We start from the raw sequence: 19688 nt of genomic DNA on the forward strand, positions 1-19688 counted from the left end.
TTCCCAGCATCGCCTGCGTGAGAATCGAGTCGGCTGTGCTCCAATTCCCCCGGCAGGACTGGAAGTGTCTCAGAACGAAGGATCCTCGCCCGACCCAGGTCGGACGCGGAGCATGATCTCCGCGCCTGCGCGGTCCGCCTCCCGCTGTGAAGATCTGCTTCGGGAATTCCCGCGGGAAACCGACAAAACGCGCTCCTTGATAGTCATCCCTGGGAGAGCCAAATCCGCTTCCGGAGTCTCACCCGCTCGGACCGTCGCTGCGGCGCGCTACCAGGAAACTCTTCAATGGGTGTCCTCACTTGCACCGCTCCGCCCAGGCGGGAGAGAGATAGTCGCCAAACAATCTCCCGGGGGCAGGGGAACCATCCATAGCAGCTCCCATCGCTCTCACAGCCAATTGCTCCTCGTTTACGAAACACAATGTGTTTCCCGCACCATCCCTTAATGTTGAACCTGAGCCGAACGAAACCGTTTACGTAAACCGTTTGCGTAACCCATCACTCAACTGGGGTCAAGTGGCCCAGCGGGCACCCTCAGGGAGGAGGAACAGTGGTCACCATCCGCGATGTCGCCAGGCATGCCGGCGTCTCCCCGGCCACCGTCTCCCGGGTTGTCAACGGGCTCGTCGGCTACTCCGACGAGACCCGGGCACGCGTCGAAAACGCGGTCAAGAGCCTCAGCTACGAAACGGACTCCCTCGCCCGGGGCCTGAAGACCCGGCAGACGTCCGTGATCGGGCTGCTCGCGCCGATGGTCTCGGATGCACTGGCCTCCCAGGTGATGCAGGGCGTGGAGGAGGAGGCCCAGGAACGCGGCTACGCCGTAATGCTTGGTCGCACGGGCGCCAAATCCGCCTACATCGCCGGCTACCTCCGGACGCTGCGCACTTACCGGGCCGCCGGCGTCATCCTCATCTCCGCGGTGATCACACCGGAGACGAGGCAGCTGCTGGGGCCCAACGTCCCGATCATTTCCGTGGCCATCAGCGACAAGTCGGGCTCCCCCAGCGTGGCCATCGACGACGAGCAGGCAGCTTACGACGCGACCCGTCACCTGCTGCGGCTCGGCCACCGGCGCATCGGCCTCCTCACCGGGGACCCGGCGTCGATCTACGTCGCCCAGCCCCGCAAACGCGGCTACCTCCGCGCCATGACCGAAGCCGGCTGCACCCCGGTCACCGCCACCGGCAGCTTCTTCTACGAAAGCGGGGCCGCCGGCGTCGACGACCTCCTGCAGCAGGAACCCGGCCTCACCGCGATCTTCGCGATGAGCGACGAAATGGGCGCCGCCGTCGTCAATGAACTGCAGCGGCGCGGCCTCCGGGTGCCGGAGGACGTCTCCGTGCTGGGCTTCGACAACACCTCCACCTCCCTGCACGTGAACCCGCCGCTGAGCACCATGGCCCAGCCGCTCGAGGACATGGGACGGATGGCCGTGAAGAAGCTGCTCCGCTCCCGCGATCTGGGGCCGAAGATCATGCCGCACCGGCTGATCGAGCGCGGCTCCACCGCGCCGCCCAGTTCAGCCCCGCCCAATCCAACACCGGCGAACCCGGGCCCGCCCGGCACCCAGGAACCAACCAGCTAGACCCGACAAACCACCCACCAACGGCGACCGCCGGCACTCCCCCGTGCCACCAGGCCACCCGCCGCGATTCCGCATGCACCAAACCACTCGCACCACCCGCTCGCACCAAACCACAACAAGGAGCAACACATGAGGCAGCGCCGCCGCACCTGGCAGACTCTTCTCGCCACCACCGCAACCCTGACCGTCGCCGCCGTCGCCCTCACGGGCTGCGGCGGAACCGCCACTGACGCGAAGAGCAGCCCGAAGGCCGCCGCGTCCTTCGAGGGCAAGGGCCCCATCAACTACGTCTCCAACCGCGATGCCTCCGGTGCCGCCAACAAGACGATCGAGGAATGGAACGCCGCCCACCCGGAAGAGAAGGTCACGTTCATCGAACTGCCGGACTCCGCGGACCAGCAGCGCCAGCAGCTCATCCAGAACGCCCAGATCAAGTCGGACACCTTCAGCGTGCTGAACCTGGACGTCGTCTGGACCTCCGAGTTCGCCGCCAACAAGTGGATTATGCCGCTGCCCTCGGACGCGATCCCCACGGACAAGATGATCCCCGCCACGGTCAACGCCGCGACGTACCGTGACTCCTTGGTGGGCGCCCCGTACTACACCGACGGCGCGCTGTTCTACTTCCGCTCGGACCTGCTCAAGTCCGCCGGCATCGCCGCCCCGCCCAAGACCTGGGACGAGATGAAGACCGCCTGCAAGGCCATCCTGGCGCTCCCGGAGGCCGCGGGCATGTCCTGCTACGCCGGCCAGTTCGACAAGAACGAGGCCCTCACGGTCAACTTCTCCGAGGCCGTGGCTTCCGCAGGCGGCACGGTGGTGGACGCAGAGGGCAAGCCCACCGTCAACACCGCTGAGGCCAAAAAGGGCCTGAACCTGCTGGTGGACGGCTTCAAGGACGGCCTCTTCCCGTCCGACGCCATCACGTACCTCGAGGAGCAGGGCCGCCGCGCGTTCCAGGACGGCAAGCTCGTCTTCATGCGCAACTGGCCCTTCCTCCACGCCTCCCTGAGCGCCACCGACGGCTCCAGCAAGGTGGCCGGCAAGTTCGGCATCACCTCCATCCCCGGCACCGACGGCCCCGGCGTCTCCACCCTCGGCGGCCGCAGCCTCGCCATCTCCCCGTTCACCCCGAACAAGGCCACTGCCCTGGAGTTCGTCAAGTTCTTCACCAGCGAGGAGCAGGCCCAGAAGCGCCTGGCGCTGTCCTCCCGCGCCCCGGTGTACGCCTCGCTGTTCGCGGATCCCGCCGTAGTCGCCAAGCGCCCGTTCTTCCCCACCCTGCTGACCTCGCTGAACAACGCCCAGCCGCGCCCCAAGGTGGTCCAGTACGGCGCCACCACCAAGGCCATCCAGGAAGAGGCGTACGCGGCCATCACCGGCAAGAAGGACACGGACACGGCCCTGAACGACATGCAGGCCAAGCTCACCGAGCTGTCCGCCAAGTAGTTCCGAACTATTCGAGCACCAGCCGGGCCGGCCGATTCACCCCGGCCGGCCCGGTGCCTGCAACCCCAGTGAGGTTCCCAGAATGACGACGACGACCGTCCCGCCCGCCGGCGCGCAAACCGGCACGCCCCAACCCGCCACCCCGCGCAAACGCGGCCACCGCGGCACCCGCACTCCCGGCGAAGGCCGCATGGCCGCGCTGCTGCTCTCCCCCACCATCCTGGTGCTGGCCCTGGTGATCGTGTACCCGCTGCTCGCGGCCGTGCACCAGTCCCTGTTCCGCGCCGAATCCGGGCTGGACGCGGACGGCTTCGTCGCCGACGTCGAATCCTTCGTGGGCCTGGCCAACTACGCCGACCTCTTCGTCGGCGAAACCGGGCGGCGCTTCCTCAACGCCCTCGGCAACACCACGTTCTTCACTATTACCACCGTGTTCCTCGAGACCGTCCTGGGCCTCTGCCTGGCCCTGGCCATGAACCGCGCCTTCCGCGGCCGGTCCTTCCTGCGCGCCAGCATTCTGGTTCCCTGGGCCGTGCCCACCGCCGTCTCCGGTCTGCTGTGGCGCTGGATCTTCCAGTCCGACGGCATCGCCAACACCCTGCTCGGCAGCGAAATCCTCTGGACCGCCGAGGGCAACGCCTCCCGCGCGGCCATCATCATCGCCGAAGTCTGGAAGACCGCCCCGTTCATAGGCCTCCTGGTCCTCGCCGGCATGCAGGTCATCCCCGGCGAAGTCTACGAAGCCGCCAAGATCGACGGCGCCGGCTGGTGGCGCCAGCTCGGCTCCATCACCCTCCCGCTGGTCAAGCCCACCCTGCTGGTGGCCGTGCTGTTCCGGATGCTCGACGCCCTGCGCATGTTCGACCTGCCCTTCGTGCTGATCGGCCCCGGCAAGGAATCCGTGGAAACCCTGTCCATGCTCGCGTGGGACGAATCCAACCAGCTCCGCTACGGCTCGGCCTCCGCGTTCGCGATCATGCTCTTCCTTTACGTCGCCGTCGTCGCGATCGTGTTCGTGAAGGTGCTCGGCGCCGACGTCACCGGCGCCAAGGAACTGAAGCTCATGTCGAAGAAGTCCCGCTCGAAGGCAGCCCGCACGCTGGCGAACACTGACCAGGCAACCGCCGAACAGAAGAAGGCCGAGGCCACCCGATGACCATCTCCGACCTCCGCAACGCCGCCAAAGATTCCGGCGCCCCGGGCGCATCCGGTGCCAGCGCGCCCGACGCAAGCACCGCCGTCGTACACGGCAAGCCGAAAGCGCAGCGCACGTGGCGCTCCTATTCGGTGTACGTGGGCCTGGCGCTGATCTTCGCCTACTGCCTGGCCCCGTTCTACTGGATGCTGGTCTCCAGCCTCCGCCGCACCGCCGACATTTTCGACAACACCCTGCTGCCGGCGCCGTTCTCGCTGGAGAACTACGCCAAGGTGTTCGACGGCTCCACCATGTTCGGCCAGGCCCTGCTGAACTCGCTGGTGGTGGCCGGCACCACCACGGTGTTCGCCCTGCTCCTCGGCGTGTTCGCGGCCTACGCGATCTCCCGGCTGAACTTCCGCTTCAAGTCGGTAATCCTGGGCGTGATCATTGCGACGTCGATGTTCCCCGGCATCTCCGTGGTGGTGCCGCTGCTGCGCCTCTTCACGGACCTCGGCTGGATCAACACCTACCAGGCGATGATCGTCCCCAGCCTGTCCTTCGCGATCCCACTGGCGGTCTGGAACCTCACCACGTTCATGAAGGCCCTGCCGTTCGACCTTGAGGAAGCCGCCATGATCGACGGCTGCACCAAGTGGCAGGCGTTCCGCCGGGTCCTGCTCCCGCTCGCCGCGCCGGGAGTTTTCACCACCGCAATCCTGACCTTTATCCACAGCTGGAACGAATTCATCATCGCTCTGTCCATGATCAACGACCCCAAGATCCAGACCGCCACGGTGGCAATCTCCAAGTTCACGGGCGCCACCGAATTCCAGGCGCCCTTCGGCGAGCAGATGGCCGCCGGCGTGATCGTCACCGTACCGTTGGTCATTATGGTGCTGATCTTCCAGCGACGGATCGTCGAAGGCCTGACCGCGGGCGCGAGCAAATGAGCGCTGTTCCCGTTCCCGTCGCGGAGACCGCTCTGGCTCCCACCGCCGAGTGGTGGCAGTCCGCCGTCATCTACGAGGTCTACCCGCGCTCCTTCGCCGACGGCGACGGCGACGGCGTGGGCGACCTCGCCGGGCTCATCGCCCGGCTGCCGTACATCGCCGCGCTCGGCGTCGACGGCATCTGGATGACCCCATTCCAGCCCTCCCCGCAGGTGGACCAGGGCTACGACGTCACAGACTACTGCGGCGTGGACCCGCTCTTCGGCACCATGGAACAGTTCGATGTGCTGCTTTCGACTGCGCATGCGCTGGGCCTGCGGGTCCTGCTCGATGTCGTCCCCAACCACTGTTCGTCGGAGCACCCGCTGTTCCAGGCAGCCCTCGCGGCCGGCCCGGGTTCGCCGGAGCGGGACATGTTCCACTTTGTGCCGGGCCCGGTGGGCATGTCCGACGGCGGCACCGGCGCTGCGTCTGACACCGCCGACGGTTCGTCCAACGACGCTTCAGCTGACAACGTCCCGCCGAACAACTGGCAGAGCGTGTTCGGCGGCCGGGCCTGGAGCCGGGCGACACCCGGTTCGGCGACGGATACGGACTGGTACCTGCACCTGTTCTCGGCCGGGCAGCCGGACTGGAACTGGCGAAATCCCGCCGTCGGCGACTACTTCGACGGCGTGCTGCGCTTCTGGTTCGACAAGGGCGTGGACGGGCTGCGCATCGACGTCGCGCATGCTCTGTTCAAGGCCGACGGACTGCCGGACTCGCCCTCCACGGGCGGGGTGGTGGACGGGCTGCGGTCCAACCCGCAGGTCTCGGACCAGGAGGACGTCCACGAGGTCTACCGCCGCTGGCGCACTCTCGCCGAGAAGTATGAGCCGCACCGGCTGCTGGTGGGCGAGGTCAACCTGGAACCCGCCCGCGCGGCCCGCTACACCCGGGCCGACGAGATGCAGCAGGCCTTCGCCTTCGCGTTCGTGAAACTCGGCTGGGATCCGGCGGCGTGGGCCACCGCCGGGAACGAGCTCGAAGCCGCCCGTTTGGAGCACGGGGCCGCGCCGACGTGGGCGCTGGAGAACCACGACATCGTCCGCTCCGTCACCCGGTTCGGCGGCGGCGAAATCGGAGCTCTTCGCGCGCGGGCGGCCCTCGTGGCTCTGCTCGGGCTGCCCGGCGCCGCGTACATCTACCAGGGCCAGGAACTCGGCATGCCCGAGGTCGACGTCCCTGTCGAGGCCCGGGTGGATCCGATGTGGGCCCGCGGCGGCGTCTGCCGCGACGGCGCCCGCGTCCCGCTGCCGTGGACCGAAGACACCGGGCTGAACCACGGCTTCTCGCTCGGCGAACCGGCTGCGGAACCGTGGCTCCCGGTCCCCTCGGACTGGGGCGCGCACGCGATCGAGCTTCAGGAACAGGACCAACAGTCCGCCCTGAACCTGACCAAGGCGGCTCTAGAGCTGCGCCGGCAGTTGTGGAAGAACGAGGTCTTCACCGCGGACGACGGCGGCACCTGGCGGGTCGAGGCGGGAAACCTCCTGATCTGCGAACGCAACGAGCACTTCCTCGTCGCCGTCGCAATGGGCACCGAGCCCGTCCAGTTGCCCGCCGGCACGGTGCTGCTCAGCGCCGCGCCGCTGGCCGAGGACGGCTGGCTGCAGCCGAACAACGCGGCTTGGGTGCTGCGGGACTGAGGCTGAATGCGGTTGGGCCGTCCCCGTTTTCCTTGCGAATGTGAATGGCCCTTTGGCGTCCTGTAACTGAGTCCCTACTTTTCGACGAGGCCAACATTCAGCCCGTCGTCTGGGTGGTAGGTCCAGGAGACGCTGAAGTTATCCCACGATTCACGCTGGGTGCCGTCCAAGGCCCGGGTCTTGCCCATCTCGGCGCGGATGAAGTCAGGGACGTGGATGTTGTTGAGGACGCAGTCGATGTTCTGCATGGAAAGGCCGGAGTAGTCCTTTTCGCCCTTGCCGTCGAGGGAGAGGCTGTGGTCGCCGTCCCCGAGATCCGCGCCGGTCTCGCCGACGATGCCGCAACCGCCGGCGGCTTCCTTAAGTGGCCGAGGTTTCGAGGCTTCTGCCTGGGCGGCGGCCTTGTCGTTGGCATCGTTGACCGCGCTGATGGTGAAGGCGGTCCCAGCGATGCCGAGCATGGTCCCGATGACGAAGCTGGCCCCTGCGATCAGGAGTGCCTTGTTGGCTGGTTTGCGGGTAGCGACGGGCGGCGTCGACGTCGGCGCGTAGTTCGGCATTTCGGGCATTGTCATAATTTCCCCCAAATAGGCAAGTGATGGCCGTGGGATCCACCGGCCTCAGAGATATTACCCAGTGGCGGCGCTAAACGGATTCTTCCGCGCGGCGCCAAGTGGCCAGTGCCTCCGCTTCGGAACACCAACAGGCTAACCAAATTGAACAATGGCACTTTTCCAAAACAACCGAGATGAAACTTTTCAACGTGTCTGCATTCGATTGCACGGAGGCAATGTAACATCCGATATGCGGGTATACGCCCGTGACGCTATTGGGGGAAGCGAACGTGCTTGTAACTGTCGGCTGGCGCGGTGTACGGCCTTTGCCGCCCGCGCTCCACGCTGGGTTCCCTCTATGCGCGTCCATCACCGCACCCACTCCGCACGCTTCGCATCGCACGTCGGTCAGGTGTCCTATGAAAGGACTCTCATGAGCCAACCCCCGAACATTGCACCGTACCCGCCGGCCTTTGGCTACGGTCAGCCACAGACGAGCCACAAGTCGTTCTTGACGACGTGGCTGCTTTCGCTCCTCCTCGGTTTTTTCGGCGTTGACCGTTTCTACCTGGGCAAAGTCGGAACCGGCATCCTCAAGCTGATTACCTTTGGCGGTTTCGGTATCTGGGCCCTCATTGACCTCATCTTGGTCCTTGCCAACCGGACCCGGGACAAGCAGGGTCTTCCACTGGAGGGTTACGACAAGCACAAGAAGGTCGCCCTGATTGTCACCGGCGTTCTCATCCTCTTGAGCATTGTCGTCAACTCCGCCCGTGCCGGGTCAGCCTCAATGTCCGCATCGTCGGTTTCCACTCCGGCAAAATCCGCTTCGGCCTCCGCTTCTGCGGTCCCAGTGGAAACCAAGACGAAGGATCCTGCCGCTGCCAAAGCTGAGGCTGACGCCAAGGCCAAGGCAGACGCTGATGCTGCTGCCAAAGCTAAAGCCGACGCTGACGCTAAGGCCAAGGCAGACGCTGATGCGGCTGCAAAGGCCAAAGCCGACGCTGATGCTAAAGCCAAGGCGGACGCTGACGCCAAGGCAAAGGCCGACGCCGACGCGGCTGCCAAGGCAAAGGCTGACGCTGACGCGGCTGCTAAGGCGGCTGCTGAAGCTGGGACGATCAGCCAGCAAAACGCTCTGCGGGCCGCTGGAGACTACCTCGACTACACAGCCTTCTCGCGCACGGGTCTGATCAAGCAGCTCGTCTTCGAGAAGTATTCGACACCGGATGCTACCTGGGCGGTGGACCGTGTGAAAGTCGACTGGAACGAGCAGGCAGCCAAGTCCGCCAAGAGCTACCTCGAATACACATCCTTTTCGCGTTCCGGGCTGAAGGAGCAACTGGCCTTTGAGGGCTTCACCCCGGCTCAGGCCGAGTACGGAGTAAGCCAGACGGGCCTCTAGCGGCATGCCTCAGTCCTAATTGTGGGGCGTCGAGTCCGACACGGCCGCTTGCATACTCGCGAGCCCACCGCGGCAAAAGTTGGCGCTCCTAGTGGTCTGAGCCAATCTCCTTGTATAGGTGACAGCTCCCGGGGGCCGAGACGACGCGACCGAGTGATGGAGCTACCCGGGATTCCTCCCAACGCCGTTCCGTACACGCCGGGTACTCGTGGTCCACGGGTCCCTTCCTCTGAACAAATGAACCGATCAAGACCCTTCAGCGGGCAAATAAGTCTAGAAAAAATGAAAATGGGAACAATGAAGAAAGAACTAGCCCTGACGGGTTTGCTGTGTCTTGCGCTATCAGGGTGCGCAGGAGCAAATACACCAAAAGCTGCTCCGAACGTCACCGAGACCGTGACTGTGACGGAAACCGCCACCGCGACGGTAACAGCTACTGTGACGGCCGCGGCGGCGGCTCCAGCCGCCGCGCCTGCGGCAGCCGTACCTGCCGCTCCCGCTCCAGCCACGACGGCCGTAATTCCTGCCGCAGTTGCAGGCATGAATGCTCAGGCCCTCGACGAGGACTTGGCTGCTCTGGGATTCGAGAACGTAATCTACAACGCCGATACAGGCAAGACAGTCCTATTGCTGAGCAACTGGACCGTCACCGGAATTGATAACCCGGGCGCTACGCAGCCCGTTAGCAAAGCCGTTGTCGTTCACGTAACCAAGTAGCCTGACGGTGGGTGCAGATGGCCACATGCAGCCGTCTGCACCCACAGAACCGCGCTCCCCCACTCAAACACCACAGGATCGGCGGGCGGGTCCGACTTGATGAAGGTTGACTCCCCGAAGTTCTGCGCTCTTGCGGCCGCCGTGGCAAGCCGGTCGACCGTGGCAAGGTTCGCCTCGATTTCGGTACCGGTTTCCAGCCGCCCGCTAGCTATCCTCACACCAGTCCCATGGGCGGCCGGGTGGACCGGCCGCCCTTCCGGTGATCGTTCTATTTGGTGTTCAGCACATTCCAGAGGATCAGATCGTGGGCGTGCCTGGCTTTATCGTCGCCGCGGAAGTCTGCTTCCTTGACACTGGAGCCTGTGTCGATTCCGATGCTGGACGTCGACGCGAACCGGCCCATCATCGATTTGTTGGACAGCATGGAGACGGAGCGGATGTTCTTGTAGGGCACCGAAACGACGGCGAGCTTATTGCCGACGAAGCTCTTGTCCTGGAGGATGACGCGCATGTTCGTGATGCCCACGAAGCCGGTGCCTACTCCAATGCAGTCGTAGACCGCGTAAACTATCTCACCCTGCAGCAGCCCGGCCTTGATCTGCTCGAGCTGGTCCGGTCGGTCATGGATAACCTGGGTCAATGTGTTCCCTCGTTCGAGTCAGTCGCGGAGCGGAACGCCGTGCGCGTCCCGCTGGAATTGGGCGGAGCCGGCGATGATCATGATGCCTTCGATGACACCCCAGAGGCACACGATGCCGAAGGTGAACGCGCCCAGGACCAGTGTGAGGATGAGCTGGATGACGGCGATCTTGGTGAAGCCCAGGTAGAAGCGGTGAATACCGAGTCCGCCGAGGAAGATGCCCAGGAGCCCGGCGACGACCTTGGACTTCGGCTGCGGGTAGCCGTAGGCGGGGTTCGGCATCGGGGGCTGCTGCTGGTATTGCGGCTGCAACGGCGCCGGCGGGTAGCTCTGGTGCTGGGGCTGTTGGTACGGCTGCTGCGGTCCGACGGGGTGGCCCTGCTGCGGGCCAGCGTACGGCTGCTGCGGTCCGACCGGGTGGCCCTGCTGCGGGCCAGCGTAGGGCTGCTGCTGATACTGCGGCTGTGACGACGGCGCCGGCTGGTAGCTCTGATACTGGGGCTGGTACGGCTGCTGCGGGCCGGCATAGGGTTGCTGCGGTTCGACCGAGTAGCCCTGCTGCGGGCTTACGTGGGGCTGTTGCTGCCGAGGTTCGACGGGGTCCTGTTCGATCTGGTACGGCGGGGCTGCTGGCAGCTGGTAGCCCCCCGGAGGGGCAACGTTCGCGTCAGGGTGAGGCTGTGTCATGGTGGTGCCTTTCGAAGAGTGATGATGCAGCCCACGGCGGTCAGGCGGCAGCACCGTCTACGACGGCATCCCCCAAAATCCATGTGCCGACATCAGTTTGACGAAAAAAATCGCCAATTGCGCTGTTTGGTGCCGTATGTCCTGACTGAATTGCCGTCGGCATCCGGACCGCCGCGCGCGTCCCGACTACACTCTCAACTCAGAAGAGCCGCTTTCCCTGCCCACTTTTCAGGAGACCACCATGGATAACGAGATTCAGCTGATCAGTGACGGCGATGGCCTGGCGATCATCGGGGATCCGTCGGCTGTCGAACGGTTCCTCGTTTCTGAGGGGCTGCCATCGAAGGACCTCGGACTGCAACGGCTCGGATCTGCCCTCGGTAACGCGGCTGGAGTCGCACAGGCAGGTTCCGAGATTGCAGCCAACTCAGGCCGCTGGGTGAAGCTGACTAAGGAGTCAGCACAGCTTGTCAACAAGTACGGGCTGAGGGAAAGTTCGACGACGGGTCTCCGCTCCGGTGTGCTAAAGGGGAACACCGGCCAGATCAAGGGATTCGTCGAATTCGTGAAAGGGCCAGGATCGCTTGTGGCCAACCCGGCGATTCTGGCTGGTGCCGCAGGGATCATGGCGCAGTTTGCGATGCAACAGACCATGGACGAGATCACCGACTATCTCGCCACGATCGACGAGAAGGTCGACGACGTGCTCCGCGCCCAGAAGGACGCCGTGTTGGCGGACATGATCGGAGTGGACCTTGTGATCGAGGAGGCCATGACCATCCGGGAGCAGGTCGGCCGGGTCTCCGAGGTCACGTGGTCGAAAGTGCAAGCCACGTCGCTATCGATCGCGCGAACCCAGGCGTACACGTTGCGTCAACTCGACGCACTCGCGGAGAAAATGGAACACAAGACCAAAATCGGTGATCTCGCCACAACGTCCAAGGAAGCCGAGTCCAAAGTTCAGGAGTGGCTCGCCGTTCTGGCTCAGTGTTTCCAACTGCAGGACGCGATCGCCGTGCTCGAACTAGACCGTGTGCTGGACTCGTCTCCGGATGAGCTGGACCAGCACCGCCTTGGTCTGAGGACGGCCCGGCAGAACCGTCTGGAACTCATCTCGCGAAGTACACAGCGTCTGATGGCCCGCATGGATGCGGCTGCAGGCGTGGCCAACACGAAGGTGCTGCTGCACCCGACCACGTCCCGGGCTGTGGTGCATTCGAGCAACCAGGTCGCGGCTGGCGTTGTTGACTTCCACGGGCGGCTCGGGATCGACCGCCGTCGAGAGTCATTGGAGGCGAGACGATGGGTGGACGCGGCAGCGGAGGTAAGGGACAAGGCGCTCGAAACAGGAGCAGAGGGCGTCGATGCCGCCGGGCGCCTCGGTAACGAGACCCTCGACAGGGCCAGATCAGTGAGGGACAAACTCTCCAGCAGGATCGCCGAGCGTGCGCTCCGTCGGCGCGGGGACGACGAGGAACGCGACGAAAATGGTGACGAGGAAGGCTCAGTGAGCGCGGACCGTCAAACCTGAACTCTCCGGTTGGATTGAACCAGTGAGCCTCTCAGGCTCGGTTTACCAGGACAGGGTTGACGCCAACCGTTCTGGCCACGTTAGCGATCACATAGGCTGAGGTCTTCCCAGCGCTCTTGATCTACTGGACACCAAGGACGAGCACCCGGTGAAGCCGCGTACCCGGACATCTTCTGGCTTCCCAGGCACCTTCTCATATGGTGCTAATCTCGCTGGACGGGCCGCCGATGGTATGGAGGAATTATGTCTGGAATAGGCAACAAGGCTGCCGCCGTATTGAAGAACGGCGGGGCGAAGGCAAAAGCCAATGGAGACAAGCTGTACGCCCTCGCAAAGGACCCCGTCGTACAGGCACGAGTTAAGGGACTGGCCGAAGAGGGCAAGAAGATTTATGCGGTGGTAACAAGCACTGAGGCCAAGCAGGCTTGCCGGCAAGCTGCAGATTTCGTCAGGAAGACTCGGAAGAAGTAGCTCCGCGGCAACCGCCGCTGCCAGAGCATCAGGGAAGGCGCCCGCACCCGAGCCACTTCTCCAGCGAGACATCCACAGCCCGAGATCCAGCTCGCTGGCACTCGAGCACTTCTCTGAACACAAATTGTCGGCGCCAGGTGGGATCTTGCAGCATGGCAACCAAACGTCGTCGTTCAAGTAACGCGGGCGCCGCCGCCGCCGGGTGCGGCCCCTTCGGCTTCTTCCTCGCTCTCGCCGTGATCGGTCTCATCATCCAATACTGGTGGGTTCTCCTGATCGCCGTCGGCGTGGTAGCGCTGACCGTGGCAATCGTCCGCTTCGCCAAGACCCCGCACCCTCCGGTCAAGGCGCGCTCGCCCAAGGCAGCCCCACCACCCAAGCCCCGACCGATCAAGACCCCGCCCAGCCCGGCCCTCGTCAGTGAAGATCTCGCGGTCCAGATGCGCGCCGCCAAACAGGTCCGTCACGTACGGGACATGCAGGAGTGGGACTACGAGTGGATCCGGCTGACCTACCCTCGGAAGAGCAGCCGGGAACTCAGTGAAATCGCCAACGCCCACTTCGCACGGGGGCGGTCGATTGGCGTCAACTATGGGGACGTCTCCGTCCCCCGACGCAAAGGCCCCAAGCCTCGCTAACCTGCAGCGTGGCTATCCTGTCGCACGCTGGGCCCTCGCCCGACAGGCGGGAAGCGCCGTCGTGCTGCATTCGGTGGAACCCGCCCCTCTGGATGGGCGCTACGTGACCTCGCGTTGCTGTTCGCAGAAGCTCTACCCCTGCAGCACCGGGCTCGGCGACATCTCCGCGGCCTGGCGCAGGGCCTCGATCATGCTCCGCACGTCCACGATGCCCTTGCCCGCGATGTCGAAGGCCGTGCCGTGGTCCACGGAGGTGCGGATCACGGGCAGACCCACGGTGATGTTGACGCCGGCCTCGATGCCGAGGACCTTCACGGGGCCGTGACCCTGGTCGTGATACATCGCGACGATCAGGTCGAAGTCGCCGCGGCCGGCCAGGAAGAACGCGGTGTCTGCCGGGAGCGGGCCGCGGGCGTCGATGCCGTCCGCCTGCAGCTTCTCGATGGCCGGGGTGATCTTCTCCGCCTCCTCGCCGTAGCCGAACAGGCCGTTCTCCCCCGCGTGCGGGTTGATGGCGCAGACGCCGATCTTGGGGTTGGCGATGCCGGCGCGCTGCATGGCGCTGTAGCCGCGCCGGACCGTGCGTTCCACCAGGCCGGGCTCGATCTTGTTGATCGCATCGATCAGGCCGATGTGCGTGGTGACGTGGATGACTTTGACCTTGGGCGTGGAGAGCATCATGGAGACTTCCTCAATCCCCATGAAGTGCGCCAGCAGCTCCGTGTGGCCCGGGTACACGTGCCCGGCCTTGTGCAGCGCGGCCTTGTTCAGCGGCGCGGTGCAAATCCCCTGCACCTCCCCCTTCATCCCGAGCTCGCAGGCGATCCGGATGTAGTGGTACGCGGCGTTGCCGGCCTCCGCCGATTCCACACCCCACGGCAGGTCATGCGAGAGCAGCTTCGGATCAACCACGTTGATGCGGCCCGGTTCGAAGACGGCATCGGCCACGTCCTGGATCTCCACGATGTCCGCCGTCACGCCCAGCGCCTTCGCACCCAGTTCCAGCCGGTACACGTCGCCGATGACGACGGGCCGGCAGTCCCGGTACGCGTTCTCGGCCAGCAGCGCGCCCACCGTCACTTCGGGGCCGACGCCGGCGCCGTCGCCCATTGTGACGGCGATGACGGGGCGGGTGTCCTGTGCTGTTGCCTTCAAATCGGTGGCATTCAACTCGGCTGCTTTCAAGACTGAATTCATGGTTTCTCCAGATTTTGCGGAAGGGTCGAGTGGTTCGTAACCTGCAGTGCCGGCCGGGTCGGTGGCCCGACGGCTTTGGATTGATTGGTAGAGCTGCAACAGGGCCTGGTCATCGCCGAAGCTGCCGGGTTTGGTGCCTACCAGCCTGCCGTCGTCGGCCAGGCTGACCACCGCACCGTGTTGTTCGGCGCCGAGCGGCTCCAGCGCCCGGATGCCGAGGCGGTCCAGCACTTCGCGGGCGGTCTCGCCGCCGGTCAGGATGAGATCGGGAAGCACGACGTCGGGTCCCGACCGTTGTACGACGGCGGCGGACACGAAGTCCGACAGGCTGTGGACGATCGTGCCGACTTCGCGAGGATCCACGTTCTCGGCGACGACGGTCACGACTACAGGCTCGCGGGCGGCCAGGGCCTCGCGGACAATGCTCACCTTGGGGGCAGTCCCCGACTCACGCAGTTCTTCCGGGCTCAGCCCGACGAGCGTAAATCCTCCGGCCTGAAGCTCCCGCAGTTGCCTGCGTGCGGCCTCGGACGCGGAGCCGACGACGGCGAGCACCGGCCGTGCGGCACGGCTGACAGTAAGATCGGAGGTACTGGCGTCTCGTACGACTTGCGCGTTTCGCGCAGGGACCGGCGTTTTCGTGTCCGAAGCGGAGTGAACCGCCGGTCGAAGCGTTTGCGCGAGCACGGCGGCGATGCCGCCCGTGCCCACGAGGACGATCCTGCGGCCGCCGGCGGCGAAGTCCATCTGGGCCAGGGCTTGCACCACGGCTTCCAGGTCTGCCTCGGTTTCGCCGTCGGCCACCACGGTCGCGGCCTCATCACCCGCGAACAACTCACGGAGCTTGGCTGCCAGGGCCGGAGAACGGACCGCGGCGAGATCCAGCTCCTGAACGGGACTCTGCGGCAGAACCTCCGCGATCAGGGAGGGCGGCGTTGCTGCCTCGGCCTTCCAGAGTCCGGTATCGGCCAGGGGCACGCCGTCGGCGTAGGGACGTCCGTCCACTACGGTGCGCCGCAGCTGCGGCAGGGCACCGGCGATCAGCACGTGGAAACCGAGGTCCGCCAGGGCAGCCACTTCGGCGCCCACGTTGCCGCGCCACAGCGAGTCGATCTTCTTGAACAGCACAGCAGCGTCCACGGCGTCCTGCCCGGCAAAGACCCGGGCCACGGCGGCCGCGGCAGCTTCCGCAGAGGAAGACCTCGAGTGCGTGTCAGCAACAATCACGTCGGAAGTCGCGGAAGATGGCTCGAGCAGGATTCGCGTGTCGAACCCCTGCCGGGCAAAGCACTCCCCCACTTCAGCGGCGCCTGAAAAGTCATCGGCCTGTACGAGCACTGTTGCCATGTCTCCCTCCTCCCTTGGATCGGACTGGTAATCAAGCGGGCAATGAAGCTGGTCATCGAGCTCTTCATCAAGCTTTCGATGTCCTCATCATGACACAACTGCGCGAATCGCGCTAGAACTGTTGCGCGAATCGCGCAAACGTGGCAAGGTGATCCATGTAACACGGCGCAGGCCATCCGGTCGCCAGCCGTCCCCCGTTCTACCGAGAGGTCAACGATGACCGTTCTTCCTCAAGGACCCGAGATTTCCCGGCGCCGCCTGCTGCAATTTGGCGGACTGGCCGGACTTCTCCTGGGCACAGGCAGCGTTGCCGGATGTGCCGGCCCCACCGGCCTGCCGGGCCCCAGCACCTTGACCCTGGCGCTCAACCGCTCCCTGGTCAGCCTGGACAACAAACTCAACCAGTTCGACGCCGCCGTCACGGTCCAGCGCGCCGTACGCCAGGGACTCACCGCCATTGGCCCCGAGACCAAGCCCGTCCTGGTCCTGGCCGAAAGCTTCGTCATGACCTCCCCCACGGTATGGACGGTCAAGCTCCGCGAAGGCATCAAGTACTCCGACGGCACTCCCCTGAAGATCGAGGACGTCGCCACGGCCCTGAAGATGTACCAGCAGGTCCAGGGCTCCTTCGTTGCCGGCTTCTTCCCCGAGTTCCCCGCCGTGGTACCTGTGGATGACCGGACCTTCCGGATGGAATCTAAGAAGCCGATTCCCATCCTCGATTCGCTCATGAGCATGATCCTGATCAGCCCCGCGGCCAAGAACAAGCCAGAAGAGTTGCAGGAAGGCGTCGGCACCGGCCCGTACGTCGTGACCAAGTTCAACCGCGGCGCCGGCACCTACAGCCTGCGCCGCAACGAGAACTACTGGGGCCCGGCACCCGCGGTGGACACCGTCGAGGTTCGGTTCCTCCCGGAGGAATCCAGCCGCGTCATCGCGCTGCGCAGCGGCGAGGTGGATGTCATTGACTCCATCACGCCCGACTCGCGCGAACAGCTGGCCGGACTTCCCGGCGTCGTACTGAGTGAAGCGTCCAGCCTCCGGCTGAACCAGATCTTCTACAACTTCCGCAAACCGGCAGGGCATCCGCTGGCCGATGTCCGGGTCCGTGAGGCCCTCAGCTGGGCCATCAACGGCGAAGCGTTGGTCAAGGACGTGCTGGTGAACTCCGTCAGCCAGGCCGAGGGTGTCACCCCGTCCAGCCTGACCGGCTTCGCCAAGACCGGCACCTACGTTTACGATCCGGAGAAGGCCAAGGCAACCCTGAAGAGCCTGGGCGTCAACGACCTCAGCCTGAAGATCATCTGGGAAACCGGCGAATTCGCTTCCGACACCTCCGTCATGGAGGCCCTCGTGGAGATGTTCGGCAACATCGGCGTCCAGGCCCAGCTCCAGCAGTTCGAAGCCGGCGGCAACATCTCGGCCTGGCGCCAGGGCAAGCAAGGCGACTGGGACCTGCTGGGCAATGGCTTCAGCAGCCCCACCGGCCTGGCCATCACCATGATGCAGGGCATGTACGCCGGCACCGCGGAGAAGGAAAAGACCCGCGACACCTACCAGGGATATGTGAATCCCGCCGTGCACGCCAAGATCCAGGCCGCCGCCACCGAAGTTGATCCCGTACGGCGGCAGCAGCTGCTCGCCGTGGCCCAGCAGGCCATCTGGGAGACCTGGCCCTGCGCCTGGGCGTTCGTGCCCAAGTCCGTGCTGGCCCACCGCAACCGGGTGGGCGGCCTTTCGCTGGCACCCACCAACTCCTACCCGCTCGCTGACGTCCGGCTGGAGGCCTGACCATGACGAAGTACATCCTCAAGAGGATCGGCCAAGGCCTGCTGACCGTGTTCCTCACGGTTTCCACGGTGTTCATCCTGATCCGCCTGGCCCCGGGCGATCCGGCCGTTGCCTACGCCGGACCGCTGGCCACCACCGAAGAGCTGGCCAAGGTCCGCCAGCAGTTCGGCCTGGACCTGCCCCTGCTCGAGCAGTACTGGATCTTCCTGCAGCAGCTGTTCACCGGCAACCTCGGCACCTCGTACTCCTTCCAGGCCCCGGCCGTGCAGGTAGTCATGGAGCGGTTGCCGTACACGCTGACCTTGGCCACGTCCGCGATCCTGCTCACCACAGTTGTCGCCATCCCGCTGGGCGTCTGGATGTCCCGCCGGCCGGACACCAAAAAGGAATTCGGCGTCAACGTCCTGACCATCGCCGGGCAGTCCATGCCGGACTTCTGGACCGGCATCATGCTGCTCACGTTCTTCGCCGTCCTCATCCCGATTTTCCCGGCCTCCGGCTTCGCCACCTGGGGCAGCCTGGTCCTGCCGACCGTCACCATCGCCATCCTGCAGATCGCCCTGATCTCGCGGATGGTCCGGCGGGAAATGACGGCGAACTTCGCCGCACCCTACCTGACCGTCGCCCGCTCCCGCGGCGTCCGGAATTCCCTGCTGACCTGGCGCTACGCCATGGGCAACTCCGCCATCCCCGTCTTCACGGCCCTCGGCACCCGCTTCGCGGCCATGCTCAACGGCGTGGTGGTGGTGGAAGTGGTGTTCGCGTGGCCCGGCGTCGGCTCCCTGATTGTGCGGGCGCTCGAAACCCGCGACTACCCGCTGATCCAGGCCACGGTCCTGATCACGGCTCTGCTGGCGGTTGGAGTCCAGCTGCTCGTCGACCTCGCCTACCCGCTACTTGATCCCCGCATTCGTCTTGGAAAGGCGGCCACAGCATGAGCATCAGCGACACCGCAACTCCTTCCGCAGTCCCTCCGGCAGAAGTACCCACCGAGCCCTCGGCCAGGAAGTCCTCCCCCAGCGCCGTCACCAAGGAGCTGATCGCCAAGGCCGGCGCCACCCGCCGACGGGCCGGCGCCAAGTTCAAGATACGCACCGGCGTCATCTGCACGCTGCTGGTGGTCGTTCCAATCGTGCTGGCCGGGTTCCTGCCGCTGGCGGACCCCAACCACCAGGACCTTGCCCACCGGCTGCTTCCACCGCTGAGCGAGGGTCACCTGTTCGGCACCGACCAGCTGGGCCGCGACCTGCTCTCCCGGGTGCTGCATGGCGGCCAGGTCTCGCTCACCATCGGTGTCCTGGCCGTGGTGGTCTCCGGCACCATCGGCATCATCGCCGGCGCGGCAGCCGGGTACTTCGGCGGCAAGCTGGACACCGTGGTCTCCCGCCTGATCGAGGCGCAGATGTCCCTGCCGCTGCTGATGATGCTGCTGCTGGTGGTGGCGCTCTTCGGCCCGTCCATTCCGGTCATCACGTTCGTGATCGCCATCGCCCAATGGCCAGAAGTGGCGCGCCTGACCCGGTCCATGGTGCTCGTGGAACGCGAAAAGCCCTACGTCTCCGCCGCGCGGATCCTGGGCCTGCACCGCGTGCAGATCCTGATCCAGCACATCATCCCCAACGTCATCAAACAGGCCACGCTGGTGGTCCTGCTCCTCCTGGCCCAGGCCGTGCTGCTGGAAAGCGCGCTCGCCTTCCTCGGCGCCGGCCCGCAGCGGCCATTCGCCACGTGGGGGCGCATCATCTCCGACGGTCAGGGCTACCTCACCACCGCCTGGTGGCTGGTAACGGTGCCCGGCCTGGTCATCGCGATCATGGTAGTGGGCGTGAACCTGCTGGGCGACGGCCTCCGCGACCGTCCCCGCCGCAAGAAGAAGGGTGCCTGAGATGGCCTTGCAT

Annotated in this window: 17 protein-coding genes; 13 read left to right on the forward strand and 4 right to left on the reverse strand. The window is 65.2% G+C overall.

The window, feature by feature from the left end; genetic code table 11:
* The first annotated feature begins 549 nt into the window (after positions 1–549).
* The 5 genes from AC1DDO_RS22125 to AC1DDO_RS22145 all read left to right on the forward strand — a co-directional run bounded on the left by AC1DDO_RS22125 (position 550) and on the right by AC1DDO_RS22145 (position 6812).
* Positions 550–1587: a substrate-binding domain-containing protein gene (locus tag AC1DDO_RS22125; RefSeq protein WP_476972774.1), complete on the forward strand. Its 1038-nt coding sequence runs from the start codon at positions 550–552 to the stop codon at positions 1585–1587.
* Positions 1588–1716: 129 nt separating this feature from the next.
* Positions 1717–3036, forward strand: a complete 1320-nt coding sequence (locus tag AC1DDO_RS22130; protein WP_476972775.1) for an ABC transporter substrate-binding protein — start codon at positions 1717–1719, stop codon at positions 3034–3036.
* Positions 3037–3118: 82 nt separating this feature from the next.
* Entirely contained in the window at positions 3119–4192 is a 1074-nt protein-coding gene (locus AC1DDO_RS22135; protein ID WP_476972776.1) for a carbohydrate ABC transporter permease, read from the forward strand.
* Positions 4189–5124, forward strand: a complete 936-nt coding sequence (locus AC1DDO_RS22140; RefSeq protein ID WP_476972777.1) for a carbohydrate ABC transporter permease — start codon at positions 4189–4191, stop codon at positions 5122–5124. Before AC1DDO_RS22135 ends, AC1DDO_RS22140 begins: the two co-directional genes overlap by 4 nt.
* Complete coding sequence (locus AC1DDO_RS22145; protein ID WP_476972778.1) at positions 5121–6812, forward strand: alpha-amylase family glycosyl hydrolase; 1692 nt, start codon at positions 5121–5123, stop codon at positions 6810–6812. The genes AC1DDO_RS22140 and AC1DDO_RS22145 overlap by 4 nt, the downstream gene beginning before the upstream one ends.
* 74 nt (positions 6813–6886) lie before the next feature.
* Here AC1DDO_RS22145 and AC1DDO_RS22150 read toward each other — a convergent pair whose 3' ends face one another.
* Complete coding sequence (locus AC1DDO_RS22150; RefSeq protein WP_476972779.1) at positions 6887–7381, reverse strand: hypothetical protein; 495 nt, start codon at positions 7379–7381, stop codon at positions 6887–6889.
* Between the two features lie 418 nt (positions 7382–7799).
* On the opposite strand from AC1DDO_RS22150, the gene AC1DDO_RS22155 reads away from it, so the two are divergent.
* Both AC1DDO_RS22155 and AC1DDO_RS22160 read left to right on the forward strand, forming a co-directional pair.
* Positions 7800–8771: an Ltp family lipoprotein gene (locus AC1DDO_RS22155; protein WP_476972780.1), complete on the forward strand. Its 972-nt coding sequence runs from the start codon at positions 7800–7802 to the stop codon at positions 8769–8771.
* Between the two features lie 297 nt (positions 8772–9068).
* On the forward strand, positions 9069–9488 hold the full coding sequence (locus AC1DDO_RS22160; protein WP_476972781.1) for a hypothetical protein: 420 nt from the start codon (positions 9069–9071) through the stop codon (positions 9486–9488).
* Positions 9489–9756: 268 nt separating this feature from the next.
* Here the strand turns inward: AC1DDO_RS22160 and AC1DDO_RS22165 are convergent, their stop codons facing one another.
* Complete coding sequence (locus AC1DDO_RS22165) at positions 9757–10128, reverse strand: PH domain-containing protein (protein ID WP_476869988.1); 372 nt, start codon at positions 10126–10128, stop codon at positions 9757–9759.
* An 18-nt stretch (positions 10129–10146) separates the two neighbouring features.
* Positions 10147–10815 carry a TM2 domain-containing protein gene (locus AC1DDO_RS22170; RefSeq protein ID WP_476972782.1) on the reverse strand — a complete coding sequence of 223 codons (669 nt, stop codon included), beginning with the start codon at positions 10813–10815 and terminating at the stop codon, positions 10147–10149.
* A 241-nt stretch (positions 10816–11056) separates the two neighbouring features.
* Between AC1DDO_RS22170 and AC1DDO_RS22175 the strand changes: the two genes are divergently transcribed.
* From AC1DDO_RS22175 to AC1DDO_RS22185, 3 genes are all read left to right on the forward strand, one after another.
* The gene (locus tag AC1DDO_RS22175; protein ID WP_476972783.1) at positions 11057–12346 is read left to right on the forward strand and encodes a hypothetical protein; all 1290 of its coding nucleotides are present in this window, start codon (positions 11057–11059) and stop codon (positions 12344–12346) included.
* 243 nt (positions 12347–12589) lie between these two features.
* Entirely contained in the window at positions 12590–12817 is a 228-nt protein-coding gene (locus AC1DDO_RS22180) for a hypothetical protein (protein ID WP_476972784.1), read from the forward strand.
* A gap of 152 nt (positions 12818–12969) precedes the next feature.
* A complete protein-coding gene (locus AC1DDO_RS22185; protein ID WP_476972785.1) occupies positions 12970–13455 on the forward strand; it encodes a hypothetical protein in 486 nt (161 codons plus the stop codon).
* Positions 13456–13587: 132 nt separating this feature from the next.
* On the opposite strand, the gene pdxA is transcribed toward AC1DDO_RS22185, so the two are convergent.
* Positions 13588–15999 (reverse strand): 4-hydroxythreonine-4-phosphate dehydrogenase PdxA, encoded by a 2412-nt coding sequence (gene pdxA / locus AC1DDO_RS22190; protein ID WP_476972786.1) that lies wholly within the window; start codon positions 15997–15999, stop codon positions 13588–13590.
* A 216-nt stretch (positions 16000–16215) separates the two neighbouring features.
* On the opposite strand from pdxA, the gene AC1DDO_RS22195 reads away from it, so the two are divergent.
* The 3 genes from AC1DDO_RS22195 to AC1DDO_RS22205 are packed head-to-tail and all read left to right on the forward strand — an operon-like array spanning position 16216 to position 19675.
* Positions 16216–17790, forward strand: a complete 1575-nt coding sequence (locus AC1DDO_RS22195) for an ABC transporter substrate-binding protein (protein ID WP_476972787.1) — start codon at positions 16216–16218, stop codon at positions 17788–17790.
* 2 nt (positions 17791–17792) lie between these two features.
* Complete coding sequence (locus AC1DDO_RS22200; RefSeq protein ID WP_476972788.1) at positions 17793–18728, forward strand: ABC transporter permease; 936 nt, start codon at positions 17793–17795, stop codon at positions 18726–18728.
* The gene (locus AC1DDO_RS22205) at positions 18725–19675 is read left to right on the forward strand and encodes an ABC transporter permease (protein WP_476972789.1); all 951 of its coding nucleotides are present in this window, start codon (positions 18725–18727) and stop codon (positions 19673–19675) included. Before AC1DDO_RS22200 ends, AC1DDO_RS22205 begins: the two co-directional genes overlap by 4 nt.
* Positions 19676–19688: the final 13 nt, after the last annotated feature.

It is taken from the genome of Arthrobacter sp. 10N43, from assembly GCF_056394525.1.

Excerpts from the sequence above, each read along its gene's own strand:
- AC1DDO_RS22130 (WP_476972775.1), top strand. The coding sequence starts at position 1,717 with ATGAGGCAGCGCCGCCGCACCTGGCAGACTCTTCTCGCCACCACCGCA.
- AC1DDO_RS22135 (WP_476972776.1), top strand. The coding sequence starts at position 3,119 with ATGACGACGACGACCGTCCCGCCCGCCGGCGCGCAAACCGGCACGCCC.
- AC1DDO_RS22140 (WP_476972777.1), top strand. The coding sequence starts at position 4,189 with ATGACCATCTCCGACCTCCGCAACGCCGCCAAAGATTCCGGCGCCCCG.
- AC1DDO_RS22145 (WP_476972778.1), top strand. The coding sequence starts at position 5,121 with ATGAGCGCTGTTCCCGTTCCCGTCGCGGAGACCGCTCTGGCTCCCACC.
- AC1DDO_RS22150 (WP_476972779.1), bottom strand. The coding sequence starts at position 7,381 with ATGCCCGAAATGCCGAACTACGCGCCGACGTCGACGCCGCCCGTCGCT.
- AC1DDO_RS22155 (WP_476972780.1), top strand. The coding sequence starts at position 7,800 with ATGAGCCAACCCCCGAACATTGCACCGTACCCGCCGGCCTTTGGCTAC.
- AC1DDO_RS22160 (WP_476972781.1), top strand. The coding sequence starts at position 9,069 with ATGAAGAAAGAACTAGCCCTGACGGGTTTGCTGTGTCTTGCGCTATCA.
- AC1DDO_RS22170 (WP_476972782.1), bottom strand. The coding sequence starts at position 10,815 with ATGACACAGCCTCACCCTGACGCGAACGTTGCCCCTCCGGGGGGCTAC.
- AC1DDO_RS22175 (WP_476972783.1), top strand. The coding sequence starts at position 11,057 with ATGGATAACGAGATTCAGCTGATCAGTGACGGCGATGGCCTGGCGATC.
- AC1DDO_RS22180 (WP_476972784.1), top strand. The coding sequence starts at position 12,590 with ATGTCTGGAATAGGCAACAAGGCTGCCGCCGTATTGAAGAACGGCGGG.
- AC1DDO_RS22185 (WP_476972785.1), top strand. The coding sequence starts at position 12,970 with ATGGCAACCAAACGTCGTCGTTCAAGTAACGCGGGCGCCGCCGCCGCC.
- pdxA (WP_476972786.1), bottom strand. The coding sequence starts at position 15,999 with ATGGCAACAGTGCTCGTACAGGCCGATGACTTTTCAGGCGCCGCTGAA.
- AC1DDO_RS22195 (WP_476972787.1), top strand. The coding sequence starts at position 16,216 with ATGACCGTTCTTCCTCAAGGACCCGAGATTTCCCGGCGCCGCCTGCTG.
- AC1DDO_RS22200 (WP_476972788.1), top strand. The coding sequence starts at position 17,793 with ATGACGAAGTACATCCTCAAGAGGATCGGCCAAGGCCTGCTGACCGTG.
- AC1DDO_RS22205 (WP_476972789.1), top strand. The coding sequence starts at position 18,725 with ATGAGCATCAGCGACACCGCAACTCCTTCCGCAGTCCCTCCGGCAGAA.